Raw genomic sequence first — 21,533 nt, forward strand, 5'->3', positions numbered from 1 at the left:
ACGCCCGGCACCGCACCTCGTCCCCCAGCTACCGCTGGGAGGTGCCCCCAGCGTTGTCGGGGCACCCAAGTACGCCCAGTAATCGGGAGCCCCTCCGCCTTGCGATGCACGGCACCGGACGCCGCGGGCCGGACCGGCGCTACTTTGACGACAGCGTCTAGCGCTCCGACGCGGCCAGCTGCCCGCACGCGCCGTCGATCTCCTGACCGCGGGTGTCGCGTACGGTCACCGGCACGCCGTGGCGGGCGATGGCCTCCACGAAGGCCCGCTCGTCCTCGGGACGCGAGGCGGTCCACTTCGAGCCCGGCGTCGGGTTCAGCGGGATCAGGTTGACATGGACGCGCTTGCCCTTGAGCAGGCGGCCGAGGAGGTCGCCGCGCCAGGCCTGGTCGTTGATGTCGCGGATCAGGGCGTACTCGATGGAGATCCGGCGGCTGGACTTCTCGGCGTACTCCCAGGCCGCGTCGAGGACCTCGCGGACCTTCCAGCGGGTGTTCACCGGGACGAGGGTGTCGCGCAGCTCGTCGTCCGGGGCGTGCAGCGAGACCGCGAGGCGGCACTTGAAGCCCTCGTCGGCGAACCGCAGCATCGCCGGGACCAGGCCGACGGTGGAGACGGTGATGCCGCGCTGCGAGATGCCCAGGCCGTCGGGCTCGGGGTCGGTGAGGCGGCGGATGGCGCCGACGACCCGCTTGTAGTTCGCCAGCGGCTCGCCCATGCCCATGAAGACGATGTTGGAAAGCCGGGCCGGGCCGCCGGGAACCTCGCCGTCGCGCAGGGCGCGCATGCCGTCGACGATCTGGTGGACGATCTCGGCAGTGGACAGGTTACGGTCCAGACCCGCCTGGCCGGTGGCGCAGAACGGGCAGTTCATGCCGCAGCCGGCCTGCGAGGAGATGCACATGGTGACCCGGTCGGGGTAGCGCATCAGCACGGACTCGACGAGGGTGCCGTCGTGCAGCTTCCACAGGGTCTTGCGGGTGGTGTCGTTGTCGCACGAGATGTGCCGGACGACGTTCATCAGCTCGGGGAGCAGCTCCTGCTGGAGCTTCTCGCGCGAGCCCGCCGGAATGTCGGTCCACTCGGCCGGGTCGTGCGCGTACCGGGCGAAGTAGTGCTGCGAGAGCTGCTTGGCCCGGAAGGGCTTCTCACCGATCGCGGCGACCGCCTCGCGCCGCTCCTCGGGCGTGAGGTCGGCGAGATGCCGGGGCGGCTTCTTTGCTCCGCGAGGGGCGACGAAGGTGAGCTCTCCCGGGACGGGGCGGGCCATGGCTGGTACTCCTCGTAAGACGAAAGGCGCGCCGCAGAAGCAGCGCGCCTTTCAAGAGTAACCGCCCGGACCCACCCGGAGACTTTGGATCTACGTCGTCCCGGCTCAGCGGGGTCGCTCCGGTGAACCGCCCCCGGGCCGGAAGCCGCGGAGGCCGGTTTCAGCCCGTGCCGACGAATGCCGCCAGCAGCAGCCACACCACCGGGGCGGTCGGCAGCAGGGAGTCGAGCCGGTCCATGATGCCACCGTGGCCCGGCAGCAGCGTACCCATGTCCTTGATGCCCAGGTCCCGCTTGATCATCGACTCGCCGAGGTCGCCCAGCGTGGCGCTGACCGCGACGGCGAGACCGAGCAGCAGGCCCTGCCACCAGGCGCCCCCGTCGATCAGGAACTCCATGCACAGCGCGCCGGCGGCCATCGCGAAGGCCACCGCGCCGATCAGCCCCTCGCGGGTCTTGCCCGGGCTGATGCGCGGCGCCAGCTTGGTCTTGCCGAAGCGCCAGCCCACCGCGTAGGCCCCCGTGTCGCTGACCACGGTCAGGACCAGGAAGGTGACCACCCGCTGCGGGCCGTCGTCGGCGGTGAGCAGCATCGCGACGAAGGTGGCCAGGAAGGGCACGTAGAACGCCGCGAAGACACCCGCCGTGACGTCCTTGAGGTAGTCCTCGGGCGCCTCGGTCATCCGCCAGACCAGGACGGCCAGCGCGGTCAGGGCCATGGCCACCCAGGCACCCTCGGCCCCCCGGACGTATCCGGCGATGACCATGGCGGCGCCGCCGACCGCGAGCGGGACGAGCGGCGCCTTGATGCCCTTCTTCTCCTGGAGCCGGGAGGTGAGCTCCCACAGGCCCACGACGACCGCGACGACGATGACGCCGACGAAGACCGCCTTGACGATGAACAGCGAAGCGAAGATCACCGCACCGAGGCCGACACCGACCCCTATGGCGGCACGCAGGTCTCGCCCAGCCCGCTTCTTCTGCGGCGGGGGCGAGGCGTCCTGCGGTGCCTGCGAGGGCGGGGGCGGGGGGCTGGGCATGGGCTCCTGCGGCGGCATCTCGGTGCGGATCGGGAAGCCACCGTCGGCGGCGGCCCCCCGATCGCGTACTTCCCGGTCGTCGAAGTCACGGCCGGCGGCATCGGGCACGATGGACATGGGCCGAGTGTGCGGGCCCACCAGCGCATCGTATGCGGGACCCGCCGGAACCGGCTCCGTGGCCCAGGGAGAGTCGTTCATCAGACCTCGAGGAGCTCGGCTTCCTTGTGCTTGAGCAGCTCGTCCACCTGCGCGACGTACTTCGCGGTGGTGTCGTCGAGCTCCTTCTCCGCGCGGCGCACCTCGTCCTCGCCGGACTCCTTGTCCTTGACGAGCTTGTCGAGGGCGTCCTTCGCCTTGCGGCGGATGGAGCGGATCGAGACCTTGGAGTCCTCGGCCTTGGTGCGCGCGACCTTGATGTACTCCTTGCGGCGGTCCTGCGTCAGCTCGGGGAAGGTCACCCGGATGATGTTGCCGTCGTTGCTGGGGTTGACACCCAGGTCGGAGTCGCGGATGGCCTGCTCGATGTTGCGCAGGGCGCTCTTGTCGAACGGGGTCACGATCGCCATGCGCGGCTCGGGCACCGAGAAGGACGCGAGCTGGTTGATGGGGGTGATGGCGCCGTAGTAGTCCGCCACGATCTTGTTGAACATCGCCGGGTGCGCACGACCGGTGCGGATCGCGGCGAAGTCTTCCTTGGCGACGACGACGGCCTTCTCCATCTTCTCCTCGGCCTCGAGGAGGATTTCTTCGATCACCACGTGCTCCTGCATGTCAGATATGGATGGTTCAGGCGGGCGGGGCGGGCTCGGCCCTGCGGGGCCGGGCCCGGCGTCGGGACGCTCAGGCCCGGGTGCCCTGGTCGCTCACGAGCGTGCCGATCTTCTCACCCTTGACGGCGCGGGCGATATTGCCCTCGGCGAGCAGCTCGAAGACCAGGATCGGCAGCTTGTTGTCGCGGCACAGCGTGATGGCGGTGGCGTCGGCGACCTTGAGGTCGCGGGAGAGCACCTCGCTGTACTCCAGTGCGTCGAACTTCACCGCGTCGGGGTTCTTCTTCGGGTCGGAGTCGTAGACGCCGTCGACGCCGTTCTTGCCCATGAGCAGGGCCTCGGCGTCGATCTCCAGGGCGCGCTGGGCGGCCGTGGTGTCGGTGGAGAAGTACGGCATGCCCATGCCGGCGCCGAAGATCACGACGCGCCCCTTCTCCAGGTGCCGTACGGCGCGCAGCGGGATGTACGGCTCCGCGACCTGGCCCATGGTGATGGCCGTCTGCACACGGGAGTCGATGCCTTCCTTCTCCAGGAAGTCCTGGAGGGCGAGGCAGTTCATGACGGTGCCGAGCATGCCCATGTAGTCGGACCGCGCACGGTCCATGCCGCGCTGCTGGAGTTCGGCGCCGCGGAAGAAGTTTCCGCCGCCGATCACGACGGCGATCTCCGCGCCGTCACGGACCACCGCGGCGATTTCGCGCGCGATGGCATGGACGACGTCGGGGTCGACGCCCAGTCCTCCACCACCGGAGAAGGCTTCGCCCGACAGCTTCAGCATGAAGCGGCGGCCCTTCTTGTCGTGGTCGCTCTTGTCGTCGGAAGCGGTGTGGGGGTCCACGCCCTGATTCATGGAGATCTCCTCGTGCACATACGAAGAAGGCCATTGCCGGTGGGTCCTCGCGGTTCCCTCTGCGGCAATGGCCTCCTCGTCAGATCTGCGGTCGTTCCGCGCGTACGCGGACGACTGCTTCAGACCCTACCGGGGTCCGGTGTCCGTCGTTGTACGGACGGACTCAGATGCCGACCTTGATGCGCGAGAAGCGCTTCAGGGTGACACCGGCCTCGTCCAGAACCTTCTGGACGGACTTCTTGTTGTCCAGCGCGTACGGCTGGCCGAGGAGGGTGGCCTCCTTGAAGAAGCCGTTGACGCGACCCTCGACGATCTTGGCGATGGCAGCCTCGGGCTTGCCCTCCGCGCGGGTGACCTCTTCGGCGATGCGGCGCTCGGACTCGACCTTCTCGGCCGGGACGTCCTCGGCGGACAGCCACTGCGGGGCGAACGCGGCGATGTGCTGCGCGACGCCGCGGGCGACCTCGGCGTTCTCCTTGTCGAGCTCGACCAGGACACCGATCTGGAACGGCAGGTCGGGCATGGTGCGGTGCATGTACGCCGTGACGTAACCGCCGGAGAACTGCGCGAAGCGGTCCAGGACGATCTTCTCGCCGAGGTTGGCGTTGGCCTCGTCCACGAACGCCTGGACGGTCTTGCCGGCCTCGATCTCGGACGCGAGGAGCGCCTCGATGTCGGCGGGGGAGGTGGCGGCGACGTGGGCGGCCAGCTGGTTGGCGACGGCCAGGAACTTGTCACCCTTGGCGACGAAGTCCGTCTCGCACTTCAGCTCGACGATGACACCGGAGGTGTTGTCGTCCGCGATGAGGGAGACGACGGCACCGTTCTCGGCAGAACGGCCCTCGCGCTTGGCGACGCCCTTCTGACCCTTGATACGGAGCGCTTCCATGGCCTTGTCGACGTCACCGTCGGAGTCGACCAGCGCGTTCTTGCAGTCCATCATGCCGGCGCCGGTGAGCTCGCGGAGCTTCTTGACGTCAGCGGCGGTGTAGTTCGCCATGAGTCTGTGATTCTCTCTCGAAGTCGTAGATCTACGGGTGAACGGCGGAGGCGCCGCGCTTGTGGCGCGGCTCCCCCGCCGTCATCGTCCGTGCTGTGAGTGCCCGGCGCGTGAACGCCGGGCGCTCTCAGTGGGTCAGGCCTGCTCGGCGTCGGCAGCCGGGGCAGCCTCGGCGGCGGGGGCCTCGACAGCGGCCTCGGCCGGGGCGGCCTCGGCGTCGTCGGCCTTCTTCTCGCCCTCAAGCAGGTCGCGCTCCCACTCGGCGAGCGGCTCGGCGGCGGCCTTCTCGCCCGGCTTCGAGTCACCGGTCGCAGCGCCGGAGCGGGCGATGAGGCCCTCGGCGACGGCGTCGGCGATCACGCGGGTGAGCAGGGTGACGGAGCGGATCGCGTCGTCGTTGCCCGGGATCTTGTAGTCGACCTCGTCGGGGTCGCAGTTGGTGTCGAGGATCGCGACGACCGGGATGTGCAGCTTGCGCGCCTCACCGACGGCGATGTGCTCCTTCTTGGTGTCGACGATCCAGACGGCGCTGGGAACCTTCGACATCTCGCGGATACCACCGAGGGTCTTCTCCAGCTTGGTCTTCTCGCGGGAGAGGACCAGGAGCTCCTTCTTGGTGAGACCCGAGGCGGCGACGTCCTCGAAGTCGATCGCCTCAAGCTCCTTCAGACGCTGGAGGCGCTTGTAGACGGTGGAGAAGTTGGTGAGCATGCCACCCAGCCAGCGCTGGTTGACGTACGGCATGCCGACACGCGTCGCCTGCTCGGCGATGGCCTCCTGGGCCTGCTTCTTGGTGCCGACGAACATGATGGAGCCGCCGTGGGCAACGGTCTCCTTGACGAACTCGTAGGCGCGGTCGATGTACGACAGCGACTGGAGCAGGTCGATGATGTAGATGCCGTTGCGCTCGGTGAAGATGAAGCGCTTCATCTTCGGGTTCCAGCGACGGGTCTGGTGACCGAAGTGGACGCCGCTTTCCAGCAGCTCCCGCATCGTTACGACGGCCATGGCCATCTCCTTGGTTTCTCGGTTTGGTTCCTGACGCCCCACCGCGCCCTGCCCCCGGAGAGGGGACCGAGAGACGCTTTCACCCGGCCTGAGCGGCTGGTGCTGGGGCGTGCGAAGTCGACCCGGTGACCCGGATCGCCGTAAGAAGTGTACGGGACCGGGCGGTATGCCAGGTGACGCCGTTGTCCACACCCGGCCGCCCGTCCACAGGCACGCTCACGCTGCGCGACGGCGCGGCAACCTGGACGGTATGACGACACTGCTGCTCACGCTCATCCTGACCCTGGCCCAGGCGCTCGTGCCGACGGGCCGCCCCCTCCCGCCCCCACTGGTGGTGGCCCGCTGGTGGGACCCGCCCCCGACCCCTTACGCGGCGGGGCACCGCGGGGTGGACCTGGCCGCCCCGGTGGGCGCGGAACTCCGGGCGGTCGGTCCGGGCCGGGTCCACTACGCGGGCCCGGTGGCCGGCCGCGGGGTCCTCTCCCTCACCCTCCCCGGCGGCCTGCGCACCACGTACGAACCGGTCCGGCCGCTGGTCACCGAGGGCGAGGACGTCACGGCGGGCCAGGTGGTCGCGGTCCTCACGGAGGGCGCGCACTGCGGGGAGCCCTGCCTCCACTGGGGCCTGCTGTCCGGCGAGGCCTACCTGAACCCCCTGACCCTGCTCCCCCGGCCCACCCCGAGACTCCTGCCGCTTCCGGCGGCGGGCGACTGAGCCGCGAGGCCCGGGCCGAGCCCCCGCGGCCTCAGCCCCGCACGCCGCGCAGGGCCATGGCGACGGCCGCCTCCGTGACCACGGCGGGGTCCTCGGCGGCGCCGAGCTCGATGCGCCGGACCGCCGCATCGACCACCCCCTGCAGCAGTATCGCGGCGAGCCGGGGCTGCTCGTGGCCGAGGGCGCCGAGCGCCTCCACGATCATCGCCACCAGCCCCCCGTGCGCGGCACGGATCTTCTCCCTCGCCCCGGCGTCCAGCTCACTGGCCGAGATCGCGACCACGGCCCGGTGCCGCCGGTCCCCGACCAGCCCGAGCTGGCTCCGCACGTAGGCCTCGACCTTCGCCTCCGGGGACGGCGCCTGTTCCATCGCCGCCTCGATCTCGGCGGCCCAGACGGGGAAGTCCACCGCGCACAGCTCTTCGACCACGGCCGCGCGGGAGCGGAAGTACTCGTACACGGAGGAGCGGGCGAGGCCCGTGCGCTCCGCCAGGGCGGGGAAGCTCAGTGCTTCCGTCCCGCCTTCGGACAGCAGGGAGCGCGCGGCATCCAGCAGGGCTGCGCGCTGCATCGACCGGTGCTCGGCCACGGAGGCCGCTCGAATCCTGGGCACGTCTCCACTTTACGGAGGTGGCGCTGGGTCAGCGCCCGACATCTGCCAGCTTTGCGCGTAGTTGGAGCACCGACTTGGTGTGGATCTGGCTGACGCGGCTCTCGGTGACGCCGAGGACGTTGCCGATCTCGGCCAGTGTGAGGCCCTCGTAGTAGTACAGCGTCACCACGGTCTTCTCCCGCTCCGGCAGGGTGTTGATGGCCCGGGCCAGCAGCCTGCGCAGCTCGCGGTCCTCGGCCACCTCGACCGGGTTGTCGGCGGCGGTGTCCTCCAGGGTGTCCATCAGCGAGAGCCGGTCGCCGCCCTCCCCGCCGACGTGCAGCAGCTCTTCCAGGGCGACCACGTTGGCCAGCGACAACTGGCTGAACACGGCGTGGAGTTCCTCCACGCCGACGCCCATCTCGCCGGCGACCTCGTGCTCGGTCGGGGTGCGGCGCAGCTGGGCTTCGAGGGTGGCGTAGGCCCGCTCCACGGCCCGCGCCTTCTGCCGGACCGAGCGCGGGATCCAGTCCAGGGCCCGCAGCTCGTCGATCATCGCGCCCCGGATCCGGGTGATCGCGTACGTCTCGAACTTGATGGACCGGCCGATGTCGAACTTCTCGATGGCGTCGATCAGCCCGAACACCCCGGACGAGACGAAGTCGGCCTGTTCCACATTGGGCGGCAGGCCCACGCTGACCCGGCCGGCCACGTACTTCACCAGGGGCGAGTAGTGCAGGATCAGCTGCTCCCGCAGCCGCTCGTCGCCGCTCTCCTTGTACGAGCGCCACAGCACCTCCAGGGACGAGGGCGCGGTGGACCGCACGCTGCCGCGGGCAGCGGGGGGCACCGCTGCGCGGTCAGACCCTGAGGTGTGCTGGGGCATGCTTCGCCTTTGCCGGAGCCGGATTCCTTGGGAGCGTAGCGTGACGGGAGTGTCGCGGTGCGCGAAGAGTACGGGATCGCGCACGGGCCCCGGGGCGTCCTGACTCGCGCGGGCGACCCGGGACCGGCGCCTGGCGCCCGGTCCCGGCGACCGCCACCGGGAAGACCTCGTCTCTCATCGGCTTCACTCTTTCACCGGAACACCCCAGGTCAACGACCGCCTCGCCGGGTACCACCGGTTTGTGTGCCTCCCTCAGGTGATCGTGTGGTCAACTGCCAGCCCTCGCCCTGCCGTTCGACGAACCCCAGAGAGTGAAGTTCGTACAGTCTGCCGATGACTTCATCGGGACCGGTGCCCGCGGCGAGGGCCACTTCGTCCGCGTGCGCGAGGCGGCCGGCGGGGAGGGCTTCGAGCACGCGGGCGGTGTCCCGGTCCAGCAGGTCCCGGGCGAGCACCGGGCCGCGCCGCTCGGGGGCCAGTTCACCCATGCCGCCGACCAGTTCGACCACTTCCGCGGCGTCCGTGACGAGCACGGCCTCGCCGCGCAGCAGTTCGTGCACCCCGCCCGAGAGCCCGCTGGTGGCCGGTCCGGGGATGCCCATGGTGAACCGCCCGAGCTGCTGCGCCCGCCGGGCCGTGACCAGGGAGCCGCTGCGGTGGGCCGCCTCGACCACCACGGTGCCCCGGGTGAGCGCGGCGATGACCCGGTTGCGCAGGACGAACCGGCTGGGCGTCGGGTGGCTGCCGGGCGGCAGCTCCCCCAGCACCAGCCCCTGTCCGGCGATCCGGCCGAGGAGCCCGGCGTGTCCGCGCGGGTAGGCGACGTCCACCCCGCAGGCGAGCACGGCGGCGGTGGCACCGCCCGAGGCGAGGGCCCCGCGATGGGCCGCGCCGTCGACCCCGTACGCCGCTCCCGAGACCACCACCCAGCCCCGCTCGGCGAGTCCGGCGGCCAGGGTCTGGGCCATGTGGGCCCCGTACGGGGTGCAGGCCCGGGCCCCGACCACGGCGACGGAGCGCAGCGCCCAGGTCCGCAGGTCCGGCCGGCCCCGCAGCCAGAGGCCGACGGGCCGGGCGTCGCCGAGGTCGTCCAGCTGGGTCGGCCACTGCGCCGAGCCGGGGCAGATGAACCGCCCTCCGTACCGGGCTGCGGTCGCCAGGTCCCGCCGGGGGTCGGCCAGCGCCGCCCGTCTGCGGTATCCGGCGAGCCGCTGCTCCCCCGCCCCGGCCAGGACCGACGCCTTGGTGTCCGGACCGGTCAGCAGCCGTATCAGAGCGACGGCGCCGTGCTGGCGCAGCCACCGCCCTCCGAGCTCGTCGCCGGGCTCCAGCACCCGGGTCAGCGCCGCCCGGGCCAGCAGCTCCGGGCCGGGCCCGACCGCCGCCGCGGTCTCGGCGTCCGGCTCACGCCCGGCCGCGGCTCCCGTCCCGGCGGGCTCGGGCCCGGCAGCGGCGCTCATGACGCGGCTCCCATGGCCAGGGCCGCCCCTCGGGCGATTCCGGTCCGCAGTTCGAGGGCGACGGCCACGTCCAGCGCCTCGGGGCGGTCGCGGCCCCTCAGGTCGGCCACCGTCCAGGCGACCCGCAGCACCCGGTCCAGCCCGCGGGCGGTGAGCAGCCCGCGCTCCAGGTCCCGCTCGGCCTGCGCCAACGCCCCGGGAGCCGCCTGCCAGCGGGTCCGCAGTTCGTGCCCGGGCACCTCGGCGTTGAGCCGCCACGGGGTGTCGGCGAGCCGGGCCGCGGCCCGGTCCCTGGCCTCCCGCACCCGGTCGGCGACGGCTGCCGTGGCCTCCCCGCGACCGCCGCGCCCCAGCAGGTCGGAGCGGGTGACCGGCTGTACCTCCACCCGCAGGTCCACCCGGTCCAGCAGCGGCCCGGACAGTCTCGCCTGGTAGCGCCGGACCACCGAGGCCGGGCATTCGCAGCCGGCGCCGAGCAGGGTGTGCCGCCCGCACGGGCAGGGGTTCGCCGCCAGCACCATCAGGAACCGGGCGGGCAGCCGCACCACCCCGGCGGCCCGGGCGATGACCACGTGCCCCGATTCGAGGGGCTGGCGCAGCGCGTCCAGCGCCTTGGTGCTGAACTCGGCGGCCTCGTCCAGGAACAACACGCCCCGGTGGGCCAGGGAGACGGCGCCGGGCCGGGGCGCCCCGGCTCCGCCGCCGACCAGGGACTGCATGGTCGCCGAGTGGTGGGGCGCGCAGTACGGGGGCCGGTCGACCAGCGGTTCGCCCGGCGGCAGGATCCCGGCGACCGAGTGGACGGCCGTGACCTCCAGGGAGTCCTGGCGCGAGAGCGGTGGCAGGATCCACGGGATCCGCTCGGCCAGCATCGTCTTGCCGGCTCCCGGTGGGCCGCTGAGGAAGAGGTGGTGGCCTCCGGCGGCGGCCACCTCCAGGGCCCGGCGGGCGCCGTGCTGGCCGGCGACGTCGCCGAGGTCGGGGAAATCGGGGGACCCGCCCTCCCCGGCCCGGCTCCGGGAAATCCCCGTGCCGAGCCCGGCGCCCGGGACCACGAGCCCGGCCAGCATCGGGTCCGGCCGCCCCTGCGGATCCGGTGCTTCCTCCTCGGGGACCTCCCCGTCGGTGAGGACCGCGATCAGCTGGCGCAGGCTGCGGACGCCGAGCACGCAGACATCCGGGACGAGCATGGCCTCGGCGGCGCACTGCTGCGGCACCACCACGTTCCGGTACCCGGCGTCGGCCGCCGCGAGGACCGCCGGGAGGATGCCCCGGACCGGCCTGACCCGGCCGTCCAGCCCCAGCTCCCCGATGAGCACCAGGTCGGCGATCGCGGCGGGGTCGACCACCTCCGCGGCAGCCAGCACCGCTGCCGCGACGGCCATGTCGAAGCCGGCGCCCGATTTGGGTACGGAGGCCGGGCTGAGCCCGACGGTGAGCTTCTTCTGCGGCCATGCGGCGCCGGAGTTCACGACGGCGGCCCGTACCCGGTCCCGGCTCTCGACCAGGGTCTTGTCGGGCAGCCCCACCAGGGTGAAGGCGGCGACTCCGGGCTCCAGATCGGCCTGGACCTCCACCACCACTCCGTCGACGCCGGCCAGAGCCACCGAGCAGGCGCGTGCGAACCCCATCACGCCACCCCCCGGACGTGCTCCACCACGGGCGCACCGCGCCACGGCAGCAGGACTCCCACGAGGTCGATGCGCACCCCGCCCGGGGGCGGTCCGCCGTGGTCGGCGAGCCAGCGCCCGGCGAGCCGGCGCAATCGCTCGGCCTTGCCGGGGCGGACGGCGGCCATGGGGTGCTCGAAGCGCCCCGGCCGACGTGTCTTGACCTCGCACACGACGAGGGCGTCCCCGTCCTGCGCGACGATGTCGATCTCTCCGCTGCGGCACCGCCAGTTCCGTGCGATCACGGTCATCCCGGCCTCGGTCAGCCGCCGCGCCGCGAGCTCCTCGCCGTACCGCCCCAATGCCTGCTGTGCCACGCCCTTCGCGTTCATCGGGCACCACCTCCGCCCCCGACGATCCCGCGCTCCCGCCCACCCTGTGGATCTTGGTGGACAGCCCGGGCATTGTGGACAACCCCCTCACTCCTGAGGGGGAATCCGAAGCGGGACGCGCGCGGGCGGCGAAGGAGCGGGCGTCAGCTGCCCGGCAGCTCGAGATCGCTCTTGTTGAGCTCCTCGATGTTCACGTCCTTGAAGGTCAGCACCCGCACCTGCTTCACGAAGCGGGCCGGCCGGTACATGTCCCACACCCAGGCGTCGGCCATCGTGACCTCGAAGAACACCTCCCCCTGGACCGAGTGCACCTGCATCTCGTAGTCGTTCGTGAGGTAGAACCGGCGTTCGGTCTCGATCACGTACTTGAACAGCCCGACGACGTCGCGGTACTCGCGATAGAGCTTCAGCTCCATCTCGGTCTCGTACTTCTCGAGGTCCTCGGCGCTCATGGCATGTTCCCCTTCAGCCGTGCGTCCCCCTATTGTGCGCCAGGCCCGTGCGCCCCTAAACGATTTCCGGGGCCAGGACCACCGGCGCACCCGGAGGACCGTCGTCGAGCAGCGTACGGAGCAACTCGGCGAGTCTGGTCGGATACACCGTCTCACGGGCCGCGAGAAGTTCCTCGGAAGTCCACCACCTGGCACCGGTGACGCTGCGCCGCTCCAGCTCGGTGAGCCCGCCCGTCTCGGTCCGCGTCCGGGTGGTGCGGGCCAGGTAGTACCACTCGTCCTGCTCCCAGCGCCGCCCGTCGAACGGGAAGGAGCAGTACCGGTGCCACAGCACCGGCCCCAGTTCCACCTCCGTGATCCCGGTCTCCTCGGCGAGCTCCCGCAGCGCGGCCTGCTCCCGGGTCTCGTCGCCCTCCAGTCCGCCGCCCGGGGTGAACCACCAGTTCTCCGCCGGGTCGTCCGGTTCGAAGCCGTGCAGCAGCAGGATCCGGTCCGCGGGGTCCAGCAGGATCACGCGTGACACCTTGCGGGGGCCGCCCGCCGCGGCCGCGTCAGCGGACACCGGCCGGCTCCCGCCGCCGCCCGCGCCCCAGGACCCGCACGAGGGGCCCGTACGCGGCTCCCAGCACCACCAGGGCGGCTCCGGCCACCACCGCGGCCAGCTGGAGGCGCAGCGGCCCCGGCTTCGAGGTCCCGCCGGGCAGGGCGGCGTACGTGCCGGGCCGCTCCAGCATCGTCATGGAGGGCCAGGCGAGGGCGTCGACCCGGGCGCGGACCGCCGACCGGGCCACGGTGCCCTGGCCGGCCTCCTGGAGATGGGCCCGGGAGTCGAGCGAGGCGGACCGCCGGTCGCCCAGCAGGAAGAGGTTGCCCTCGGGCACGGTCACCTCGAACGGCGTGTCGGAGGCCACGCCCAGACCCGTGCCCGCAGCCCCGGCCGCGGGCTTGGTGTGCTCGATGTACGGTTCGTCGAGCTCCTTGCCGTTCACGGTGAGCCGGCCGCCCTGGCCGCAGCACTTCACGGTGTCGCCGCCGACGCCGACGACCCGCTTGACCATGGGCGAGTCACTCCACATGGCATCAGTGAACACGACCACGTCGCCGCGCCGCACCTGTCCGCCGTCGATCCGCTGGGCGAGCACCCGGTCGCCGGGCTTCACCGTCGGCATCATCGAGTCGGTCGGCACCGTGTAGGGCTGGTAGACGAACGCCCCCCACACGAAGCCGCCGAGGAAGAGCACAAAGCCGACGGCCACGGCGAGTCCCGACAGCACATGGCCGAGACCGCCGCGGCCGTCCTTGCCACCGCGTATTCCTTCAGTACCGCTTGCCTGCGTTCCGCCCATTGCAGCGCCCCCACACTTCCGGGATCGACGACCTGGGCGGCACCCTACCTGCCGGTAGTCCCGCTGGTCAGCCTCCGCCGGCGCCACATCACGACCGGAACCGCGCCGGCGAGGCCCAGTGCGGCCGGGCCGAGCCCGACGGGCCCCAGTCCGGCGGCCCCGAGACCCATGGCGGTCGCCTTGGTCTGGTTCCCGATGCCCGGCTGGTCGAAGGTGTCCGGGACGGGCAGCGTCGCCCAGCGGGTGATCGGCCACGCCACGACCACGGCCCGCCCGACGACCTTGTCGACCGGCACGAAGCCCTGGGTGGAGTCCTGCATGTGGTAGCGGGAGTCCTGGGAGTTCTGCCGGTGGTCGCCCATCACCCAGATCTTGCCCTTGGGCACGGTGATCGGGCCGAACGGGGCGTCGTCGCACGGGGTGTTGCCCGGGTAGATGTACGGCTCGTCCAGCGCCTTGCCGTTGACGATGACCGGTCCCCCCTTCTTGCACTCGACCGTGTCACCGCCGATGGCGATGGTCCGCTTGATCAGGTCCTTCTCGTCCGCGGACGGCATCAGACCGATCTTGCTGAGGATCTGCTGCGCGAAGTTGGGCTCCGGGGTGGGCTCCCCGGCCAGCCAGCTCGCGGGGTCGTGGAAGACCACGACCTCGCCGCGCTCGGGCTCCGAGCCGAACCACGGGGTCAGCTTGTCCACGAGCACCCGGTCGCCCCGCTGCAGGGTGTTCTGCATCGAGTCGGAGGGGATCGAGAACGCCTGTACCAGGAAGGTCTTGATCAGCAGGGCGAGCAGCAGGGCGATGCCCACGAGGAGCGGGAGCTCCTTCCAGAACGAGCGGTGCGGGCGCGCCTCGGCACCACCGTCCTCGGCCTCGCGCTCGGCATCGTCCGGCCGCTCCTCACCTTCGTCGCGTCCGGATCGCGCGCCTACCGCCACATCCCCCACATCCACTCCTCACTCGCAGATCGCCGCCCGTACCGGATCGGGCACGGGCCCTCCCCTCCCTTAACGAGCGGGAGTTCCCTAAGGCTCGGGAGACCGAGGACACACTATGCGAACGGTGGCCCACGACGGCGCCCACGGCGCCCGCGTCGCCCGCTCCGCGCCTGATCGGGGACCGTGCGGAAGGTCGCGGGCTGTTCCAGCTTGCGCCAGTGGTCGAACGGCCAGGCGATGACGACGGCCTGCCCCACGACCCCCTTCTCGTCGATGGTGCCGTCGAAGGCCTCGTCGAGGTGGAAGCGGGAGTCGGCCGAATTCGCCCGGTGGTCGCCCATGACGAAGAGCCGTCCCGGGGGCACCTGCACCTCGAACCGGATGTCGGAGGGGGCGTTGCCCGGGTTCACGTACGGCTCGTCGAGCGGCGCCCCGTTGACGGTGACCCGGCCCTGGGCGTCGCAGCACACGACGTGGTCGCCGCCGACGCCGATGACCCGCTTGATCAGGTCCTGTTCGTCGGCGGAGGGCAGCAGGCCGATGAAGGTCAGCGTCTCCTTGATCTGCTTGACGCCGACCGGGTCGGCGGCCGGGCGCGCGGTCTCTCCCTTGAGCCAGCCGCCCGGATCCTTGAACACGACGACGTCGCCGCGCTCGATCTTGGAGCCGAACCACGGGGTCAGCTTGTCGACCAGCACCCGGTCGCCGATCCGGATCGTCTGCTCCATGGACCCGGACGGGATGAAGAAGGCCTGTACGAGGAACGTTTTGAGGACGAGAGCTATGCACAGCGCCACGACGATCAGCAGCGGTACCTCGCCCACCCGGCGTGTTCGCCTGCGCCGTCGGACCCGGCGCGCCAGCCGGCGCCGCTCGGCCCGACCGCCCTCCGCCGCGACGGGTTGCGCCTTGGACGCTCGCCGGGACCCGGGCTCCCGCGCCGGCCCGGGCTCGGGGACCGTGGCGGGCTCGGGCTCCCACCGGGGCCCGGGCTCGGGGAACGCGGCGGGCTCGGGCTCCCACCGGGGCCCGGGGCCGCCCGGAGTCTCGGGCGCACGCCAGAATTCGGGCGCGCGCGGGGGCTGGGGCGCGCGCCTCGGCCCGGGTTCCGGATCCGGCTCCGGCTCGGGGACCCGCCCGCCTCTCTGGCGGCCCCGGCTACCCATGACCGCCGCCGGACGACGCGGTCGCCGTACCCCTGGCTGTCGGACCCCAGCGCGGGACCGGCCAGCCGATCCAGTCGGCCCGCCCGATCACCTTGTCCACCGGCACCATCCCCCCGCCCGGTTCCCCCAGATGGTCCCGGGAGTCCCGGGACTGGGAACGATGATCACCCATGACCCACAGGGTCCCCACGGGTACGACGATCCGGAAGGGCACCTTCGACGGCGTGTCGCCGGGATACAAGTACGGCTCCGGCACCGGCACCCCGTTCACCTTGATCCGCCCGCTGGCGTCGCAGCACACCACGTCGTCGCCGCCGATGCCCACGACACGCTTCACGAAATCGGTGTCGGACGGCTCGCCGATCCCGAGCGCGGAGACCGCGCCGTGCACCGCCTCGCCGATCGGATTCCCCTCGGCGCGCTCCGGCACGAAGGACCCCGTGCCGTCGAAGACCACCACGTCCCCGCGTTTCGGCCCGTCGCCGAAACGGTACGCCAGCTTGTTCACCAGCACCCGGTCCCCGACCTGGAGCGTCGGCTCCATCGACCGGCTGGGGATCAGGAAGGGCTGTACGACGAAATTGCTGATCAGCAGCAGGAAAGTGGTGCAGAGCACGCCGAGCACCCCGGCCCGCCGCCAGGTCAGGACGGCGCGCCAACCGGGAAGCGCGCGGCGCCTCCACAACGCAAAACGCGGCCGCCCCGCCCCCGTTTCGGGGGAGGAGTGGCCGCGCTGTGTGAGCTCTGCTTCGGTGTCCATCGGGAACGAGCCTATCCGGCCGCCCCCGGGACCCGGAGAGGAGATCAGCGGTCGCGCTTCTCCTTGATCTTCGCGGCCTTGCCGCGGAGCTCACGGAGGAAGTACAGCTTGGCGCGACGCACGTCACCGCGGGTGACGAGCTCGATCTTCTCGAAGATCGGGGAGTTCACCGGGAAGGTGCGCTCCACGCCGACGCTGAAGGAGACCTTGCGAACGGTGAAGGTCTCCGAGACGCCAGAGCCCTGGCGGCGGATGACAACACCCTTGAACTGCTGGATACGGGAGCGGCTGCCCTCGATGACGCGGACGTGCACGTTGATCGTGTCACCCGGGCGGAAGGCCGGGACGTCGGAGCGGATCGAGGCGGCGTTGACGCCATCGAGCAGGTGAGACATGTTCTTCGTCTGCTTTCTTCGCACGGCGCCACAGGCCGCCGGTGCGGGTTTCCGTAGAGAATTCGGGAGCCGGGTCACTCGGCGGACGACTGTCCCCCTGTGGCAGGGGCGTACGCGAGCACACAGCAGCCGCCTATTCTTCCACGGCCTCCGGCCTACGCCAAAATCGGCCGCCCTCGACCGGCCGCCAGCCCAGGATGCTCAGCATCTCGCGGTCCTTCTTGTCGAAGGCGGAGGCCTCGCAGCGCTCGATCAGGTCGGGGCGGTGCTGCGCGGTCCTGCGGAACGCCTCGTCCCGGCGCCAGCGGGCGATCTTCCCGTGGTGGCCGCTGAGCAGCACGTCGGGGATGCCCCGGCCACGCCACTCCGGGGGCTTCGTGTAGACCGGCCCCTCCAGCAGGTTGGCCATCTCGCCGGGCGCGAAGGAGTCGTCGCGGTGCGATTCGGCGTTGCCGAGGACTCCGGGCAGCAGCCGGGCCACGGCCTCGGTGATCACCAGGACGGCGGCCTCGCCGCCCGCCAGCACGTAGTCGCCGATGGAGACCTCGTACACCGGCATCCGCGTGGCGTACTCGTCCATGACCCGGCGGTCGATGCCCTCGTACCGGGCCGGGGTGAAGACGAGCCAGGGGCGCTCGGACAGCTCGACGGCGAGCTCCTGCGTGAACGGGCGGCCGCTGGGCGTCGGGACGACCATGACCGGCCCGTGCGCGCCGGACTCGTATCCGTCGGCCAGCGCCTCGTCGAGGGCCTCGCCCCACGGCTCGGTCTTCATCACCATGCCGGGACCGCCGCCGTACGGGGTGTCGTCGACGGTGTTGTGCCGGTCGTACGTCCAGTCCCGCAGGTCGTGGACGTGTACGTCGAGCTGGCCGCGGGCCCGCGCCTTGCCGACGAGGGAGACGTTCAGAGGCTCCAGGTACTCGGGGAAGATCGTGACGACGTCGAGCCGCATCAGGCGTCGTCCCCGGCCTCGGCGTCCCGCGTGGAGACGACCTCGGCGCGGTCGTCGATCAGCCCGGGCGGCGGCGTGATGACGCAGCGCTGCTCCTCCAGGTCGATCTCGGCGACGATCTCCTCGACGAACGGGATCATCACCTCGGAGCCGTCCGGCCGCTCGACGATGAAGAGGTCCTGCGAGGGCAGGTGCGAGATCTCGGTGATCCGGCCGATCTCGGTGCCGTCCTCCAGCACCACGTCCAGGTCCATGAGCTGGTGGTCGTAGTACTCGTCCTCCTCCTCCGGCAGCTCGGCCGGGTCCACCTCCGCGATGAGCAGCGTGTTGCGCAGCGCCTCGGCGGCGGTGCGGTCCTTGACGCCCTCGAAGCGGAGCAGCAGCCGGCCGCTGTGCACCCGGCCCGTCTCGATGGTCAGCGGGCCCGCCGACGCCGGTTCGGTGAGGAGCACGGCACCGGGCGAGAGCCGCAGTTCCGGCTCGTCGGTCCGCACCTCGACGGTGACCTCACCCTTGATCCCGTGGGCGCGGCCGATCCGCGCGACTACCAGCTGCACTCTCGTTCTCTCCTGTCCAGACGACGACGGGCCGGGGCGGGCACGTATGCCCTCCCCGGCCCGTGCCGGTGATTCAACTGCTCAGCGGACCTGGTCCACGTCGACGAGGTCGACGCGGATCCCGCGGCCGCCGATGGCGCCCACGACGGTACGCAGGGCACGTGCGGTGCGGCCGTTGCGGCCGATCACCTTCCCGAGGTCATCGGGGTGAACCCGGACCTCAAGCACCTGCCCGCGACGCAGGTTGCGCGAGGCGACCTGCACTTCGTCGGGGTTGTCCACAATGCCCTTTACGAGGTGCTCAAGAGCCTCCTCGAGCATGATCAGGCCTCGGTCGACTCGGCGGCGGCCTCAGCCTCGTCCGCCTTCTTGTCGGCCTTCTTGGCCTTCTGCGTGATGGCCTCGCCCTTGGTCTCGCCGATGCCCTCAAGGGCCTTGGCGAACTCGTCGAAGGAGCGACGCTTGCTCTCCTTCGTCTCCGGCTGGAGCAGCGGCGCGGGGGCCGGGAGGCCCTTGTGCGCCTGCCAGTCGCCGGTCAGCTTCAGGATGGCGAGCACAGCCTCGGTGGGCTGGGCGCCGACCGACAGCCAGTACTGCGCACGCTCGGCGTTGACCTCGATGCGCGACGGGTTGTAGGTCGGCTGGTAGATACCGATCTCCTCGATCGCGCGACCGTCCCGGCGGGTGCGGGCGTCGGCGACGACGATGCGGTAGTGCGGCTGGCGAATCTTGCCGAGGCGCTTGAGCTTGATCTTGACTGCCACTGGAGTGGTGTCTCCTGAACTTGACGTGGTTGGGCACATGAGATGCCACGTGGGGTTGCGGTACTCGGGTGCCCGATGGACGCGTCAGCCGGAGGAGAGAGGGGTCCTATGCGACTGTCGAGTACAGCTAGCCATTGTGCCACATGCCCGTGGCGCTTCTTGCGGGGAGCGGCGATCAGTGGCGCGCGGCCGCGCGCCACCGGGCCGCTCCCGCCCTGCGGAAGCACCCCGCCCGCCCATCGCCCCCGTACGGCCGTGGGGCCGCGGGCTCAGGAGGCGGCGGCCGAGATGGCGACCTCGGGGATGCGGAACGGCTTCATGCAGCCGCCGCAGACGATCGGGGCCTGGGCCAGCACGGAGGGGACCACCCGCACATTGCGCCCGCAGTCGCAGACCGCCTTGACGCGGACGCCGCCACCCGAGGAGCCGTGCCGGGCGGCCGGCCCGCGGAAGCTGCGCTTGGTGTCGGCGGTCGTGGCGGCCGTGTGCGCCTTCAGTGCGCGCTGGAGCCGCTCCATGGTGGGGCGGTAGCGCTTCTTCGCCTCGGGATTGAGCGAGACCAGCGAGAAGCCGCTGCTGGCGTGCGGCTCGTCGGAGTGGTCCAGCCCCATCTCCTCGGCGATCGCCAGGAATCTGCGGTTGTGGTAGCGGCCTGCCCGCGAGGTGTCACGCACTCCGCGGGCGGCGGCGATGCCGTGGACTGCCTCGTGCAGCAGTCGCTCGAAGGAGAGCTCGGCGCCGCAGGCGGACGAGGACTCTCCGATCAGGGACTCGGGCGCGGCAAGGTCAGGCAGCTCGGGGTGGTACCGCTGAATGTCGGCCCACGCCTGCGCCAGCTCTGCGGCGAGAACAGGTGGTGTCGTGCTCACGTCGTCACAACGAGCCGGGGTGCCCCGGTGTTCCGATTCCGGGCCATTCCAAATTTTTTGCACGTACCCGTCAGTTCAGTCTCATGCGTGCCGACGAGGACGGGTGCGCCGATCCCCGGAGGAGTCGGTACGTAACGACGACCGGCAAAGATCAGCCCCGGCGCGCGGCTCGTGCCGTGCGCCGGGGCTGATCGTCTGTCAGGCGGCGGCGATCAGTACGAGCGCGCGACGATGGCGAGCGTACCGGGGGCGTCGTCCGCCTCCGGCACCGAGCCGTCCTCGGCGATCAGGCAGCGCACGGACACGGCCTGCTCACCCAGCTTGGCCTCGCCCTCCGGGCCGAGGTCGGCCCACGGGATCCGCGCCCAGCCGCCGGCGACGGCGGCCTCGGCGGCCTCCTCGATGGTGGAGACGTCGGAGGTGCGGGCCAGGCGGCGCTCGCGGGACTCGCGCAGCAGCTGCGCCTGGTCCTCGTCGAGCACCTTGGGCAGCAGGTCGGCGAGCGCGTCGATCTGCACGGGCTCCTTGCCGCCCGGGATCCGGCGGGCCAGCATCGCGGTGCCGGCCTCCAGGTCGCGGGGGCCGATCTCCACACGGACCGGTACGCCCTTGAGCTCCCAGTCCACGGCGCGGCGGCCGAAGGGGGTGTCGACACGGTCGTCGACGTGCACGCGGATGCCGGCGGCCTTCAGCTGCGCGCCGAGCTCGCGGACCTTCGCGACGGCCTCGTCGCCCTTGATCGCCATGACGACGACCTGGACGTGCGCGAGGCGCGGCGGGACGCGGAGGCCGTTGTCGTCGCCGTGGGACATGATCAGACCGCCGACCATGCGGGTCGAGACGCCCCACGAGGTCTGCCAGACGAGCTCCTGCTTGCCTTCCTTCGACAGGTACTGGGTGTTGAAGGCCTTGGCGAAGTTGGTGCCGAGCTCGTGGCTCGTGCCCAGCTGGAGGGCCTTGCCGTCGCCCATCATGCCCTCAAGGGTGAGGGTGTTGATGGCGCCGGCGAAGCGCTCCTTGGCGGTCTTGCGGCCGAGCACGACGTCGATGCCGAGCACGTTCGTCATGAAGTCGCCGTACACGTCCGTGTGGATGCGGGCGGCGTAGTCGCGGGCGTCCTCGTACGTGGCGTGGGCGGTGTGGCCCTCCTGCCAGAGGAACTCACTCGTACGGAGGAACACGCGCGGGCGCATCTCCCAGCGGACGACGTTGGCCCACTGATTGATCAGCAGGGGCAGGTCGCGGTAGCTCTGGACCCACTTGGAGAAGTAGTCGTTGATGATCGTCTCGGAGGTGGGCCGGACCACGACCGGCTCTTCCAGCTCCTTGCCGCCGCCGTGCGTGACGACTGCGAGCTCGGGGGCGAAGCCCTCGACGTGCTCGGCCTCCCGCGTCAGGTACGACTGCGGGATGAACAGCGGGAAGTACGCGTTCTGGGCGCCCGCGTCCTTGATCCGCGCGTCCATCTCCTGCTGCATCCGCTCCCACAGGCCGTAGCCGTACGGCCGGATGACCATGGTGCCGCGTACCGGACCGTTGTCGGCCAGCTCGGCCTTGTTGATCAGATCCTGGTACCAGCGGGGGAAATCCTCCGCCTGGGGGGTGAGAACGGGTGCCTTTGCCATGGCGCGAATGGTACGGCGCCGGGCACTCGATGCGTGAATCGGGTGGCGCACTCCTCTGGACGCGGGGGCGAATGGGGAGTTCTCTGGCAACGGGGGCAAGGGGGCGAGAAGGAA

The 21,533-nt window shown here is 71.2% G+C and carries 25 protein-coding genes; 1 reads left to right on the plus strand and 24 read right to left on the minus strand.

Annotated elements, in window-relative coordinates; translation table 11 throughout:
• Positions 1-157: 157 nt before the first annotated feature.
• From rlmN to rpsB, 6 genes are all read right to left on the minus strand, one after another.
• Positions 158-1,270, minus strand: a complete 1,113-nt coding sequence (gene rlmN / locus ABTY04_RS17025) for a dual-specificity RNA methyltransferase RlmN (protein WP_352214140.1) — start codon at positions 1,268-1,270, stop codon at positions 158-160.
• Positions 1,271-1,430: 160 nt separating this feature from the next.
• Positions 1,431-2,507 carry a phosphatidate cytidylyltransferase gene (locus tag ABTY04_RS17030; protein WP_352214141.1) on the minus strand — a complete coding sequence of 359 codons (1,077 nt, stop codon included), beginning with the start codon at positions 2,505-2,507 and terminating at the stop codon, positions 1,431-1,433.
• Positions 2,507-3,064, minus strand: a complete 558-nt coding sequence (gene frr, locus ABTY04_RS17035) for a ribosome recycling factor (RefSeq protein ID WP_030298420.1) — start codon at positions 3,062-3,064, stop codon at positions 2,507-2,509. The genes ABTY04_RS17030 and frr overlap by 1 nt, the downstream gene beginning before the upstream one ends.
• Positions 3,065-3,149: 85 nt before the next feature.
• On the minus strand, positions 3,150-3,929 hold the full coding sequence (pyrH, locus tag ABTY04_RS17040; protein WP_030162523.1) for a UMP kinase: 780 nt from the start codon (positions 3,927-3,929) through the stop codon (positions 3,150-3,152).
• Between the two features lie 163 nt (positions 3,930-4,092).
• A complete protein-coding gene (gene tsf / locus ABTY04_RS17045) occupies positions 4,093-4,929 on the minus strand; it encodes a translation elongation factor Ts (protein ID WP_352214142.1) in 837 nt (278 codons plus the stop codon).
• Between the two features lie 135 nt (positions 4,930-5,064).
• Positions 5,065-5,937 carry a 30S ribosomal protein S2 gene (gene rpsB, locus ABTY04_RS17050; RefSeq protein WP_352214143.1) on the minus strand — a complete coding sequence of 291 codons (873 nt, stop codon included), beginning with the start codon at positions 5,935-5,937 and terminating at the stop codon, positions 5,065-5,067.
• Positions 5,938-6,187: 250 nt separating this feature from the next.
• Between rpsB and ABTY04_RS17055 the strand changes: the two genes are divergently transcribed.
• The gene (locus tag ABTY04_RS17055; protein WP_352214144.1) at positions 6,188-6,652 is read left to right on the plus strand and encodes a M23 family metallopeptidase; all 465 of its coding nucleotides are present in this window, start codon (positions 6,188-6,190) and stop codon (positions 6,650-6,652) included.
• Between the two features lie 31 nt (positions 6,653-6,683).
• On the opposite strand, the gene ABTY04_RS17060 is transcribed toward ABTY04_RS17055, so the two are convergent.
• The 18 genes from ABTY04_RS17060 to proS all read right to left on the minus strand — a co-directional run bounded on the left by ABTY04_RS17060 (position 6,684) and on the right by proS (position 21,419).
• The gene (locus ABTY04_RS17060; protein ID WP_352214202.1) at positions 6,684-7,241 is read right to left on the minus strand and encodes a TetR/AcrR family transcriptional regulator; all 558 of its coding nucleotides are present in this window, start codon (positions 7,239-7,241) and stop codon (positions 6,684-6,686) included.
• Between the two features lie 52 nt (positions 7,242-7,293).
• Positions 7,294-8,130: an RNA polymerase sigma factor WhiG gene (gene whiG, locus ABTY04_RS17065; RefSeq protein ID WP_352214145.1), complete on the minus strand. Its 837-nt coding sequence runs from the start codon at positions 8,128-8,130 to the stop codon at positions 7,294-7,296.
• A 209-nt stretch (positions 8,131-8,339) separates the two neighbouring features.
• Entirely contained in the window at positions 8,340-9,590 is a 1,251-nt protein-coding gene (gene dprA, locus ABTY04_RS17070; RefSeq protein WP_352214146.1) for a DNA-processing protein DprA, read from the minus strand.
• Positions 9,587-11,221 (minus strand): YifB family Mg chelatase-like AAA ATPase, encoded by a 1,635-nt coding sequence (locus ABTY04_RS17075; RefSeq protein ID WP_352214147.1) that lies wholly within the window; start codon positions 11,219-11,221, stop codon positions 9,587-9,589. The genes dprA and ABTY04_RS17075 overlap by 4 nt, the downstream gene beginning before the upstream one ends.
• On the minus strand, positions 11,221-11,592 hold the full coding sequence (locus ABTY04_RS17080; protein WP_352214148.1) for a YraN family protein: 372 nt from the start codon (positions 11,590-11,592) through the stop codon (positions 11,221-11,223). Before ABTY04_RS17080 ends, ABTY04_RS17075 begins: the two co-directional genes overlap by 1 nt.
• Before the next feature lie 143 nt (positions 11,593-11,735).
• Entirely contained in the window at positions 11,736-12,044 is a 309-nt protein-coding gene (locus tag ABTY04_RS17085; protein ID WP_006139554.1) for a DUF2469 domain-containing protein, read from the minus strand.
• Positions 12,045-12,099: 55 nt separating this feature from the next.
• The gene (locus tag ABTY04_RS17090; protein WP_352214149.1) at positions 12,100-12,606 is read right to left on the minus strand and encodes an NUDIX hydrolase; all 507 of its coding nucleotides are present in this window, start codon (positions 12,604-12,606) and stop codon (positions 12,100-12,102) included.
• Positions 12,596-13,390 (minus strand): signal peptidase I, encoded by a 795-nt coding sequence (lepB, locus tag ABTY04_RS17095; RefSeq protein ID WP_352214150.1) that lies wholly within the window; start codon positions 13,388-13,390, stop codon positions 12,596-12,598. Before lepB (ABTY04_RS17095) ends, ABTY04_RS17090 begins: the two co-directional genes overlap by 11 nt.
• 44 nt (positions 13,391-13,434) lie before the next feature.
• Positions 13,435-14,328: a signal peptidase I gene (gene lepB / locus ABTY04_RS17100; protein WP_352214203.1), complete on the minus strand. Its 894-nt coding sequence runs from the start codon at positions 14,326-14,328 to the stop codon at positions 13,435-13,437.
• Between the two features lie 113 nt (positions 14,329-14,441).
• The gene (gene lepB / locus ABTY04_RS17105; RefSeq protein ID WP_352214151.1) at positions 14,442-15,152 is read right to left on the minus strand and encodes a signal peptidase I; all 711 of its coding nucleotides are present in this window, start codon (positions 15,150-15,152) and stop codon (positions 14,442-14,444) included.
• 334 nt (positions 15,153-15,486) lie between these two features.
• Complete coding sequence (lepB, locus tag ABTY04_RS17110) at positions 15,487-16,254, minus strand: signal peptidase I (RefSeq protein WP_352214152.1); 768 nt, start codon at positions 16,252-16,254, stop codon at positions 15,487-15,489.
• Between the two features lie 44 nt (positions 16,255-16,298).
• Positions 16,299-16,649 carry a 50S ribosomal protein L19 gene (gene rplS / locus ABTY04_RS17115; RefSeq protein ID WP_054226492.1) on the minus strand — a complete coding sequence of 117 codons (351 nt, stop codon included), beginning with the start codon at positions 16,647-16,649 and terminating at the stop codon, positions 16,299-16,301.
• A 133-nt stretch (positions 16,650-16,782) separates the two neighbouring features.
• Complete coding sequence (gene trmD / locus ABTY04_RS17120; protein ID WP_352214153.1) at positions 16,783-17,604, minus strand: tRNA (guanosine(37)-N1)-methyltransferase TrmD; 822 nt, start codon at positions 17,602-17,604, stop codon at positions 16,783-16,785.
• Positions 17,604-18,161: a ribosome maturation factor RimM gene (rimM, locus tag ABTY04_RS17125; protein WP_352214154.1), complete on the minus strand. Its 558-nt coding sequence runs from the start codon at positions 18,159-18,161 to the stop codon at positions 17,604-17,606. Before rimM ends, trmD begins: the two co-directional genes overlap by 1 nt.
• 81 nt (positions 18,162-18,242) lie before the next feature.
• Complete coding sequence (locus ABTY04_RS17130; protein WP_030011889.1) at positions 18,243-18,482, minus strand: RNA-binding protein; 240 nt, start codon at positions 18,480-18,482, stop codon at positions 18,243-18,245.
• A gap of 2 nt (positions 18,483-18,484) precedes the next feature.
• Positions 18,485-18,925: a 30S ribosomal protein S16 gene (gene rpsP, locus ABTY04_RS17135; RefSeq protein ID WP_352214155.1), complete on the minus strand. Its 441-nt coding sequence runs from the start codon at positions 18,923-18,925 to the stop codon at positions 18,485-18,487.
• 269 nt (positions 18,926-19,194) lie between these two features.
• Complete coding sequence (locus ABTY04_RS17140; protein WP_352214156.1) at positions 19,195-19,794, minus strand: hypothetical protein; 600 nt, start codon at positions 19,792-19,794, stop codon at positions 19,195-19,197.
• Positions 19,795-20,006: 212 nt separating this feature from the next.
• Positions 20,007-21,419, minus strand: a complete 1,413-nt coding sequence (gene proS, locus ABTY04_RS17145; RefSeq protein WP_352214157.1) for a proline--tRNA ligase — start codon at positions 21,417-21,419, stop codon at positions 20,007-20,009.
• Positions 21,420-21,533: the final 114 nt, after the last annotated feature.

Source organism: Streptomyces sp. NPDC097981 (assembly GCF_040302565.1).
Lineage (GTDB): Bacteria > Actinomycetota > Actinomycetes > Streptomycetales > Streptomycetaceae > Streptomyces.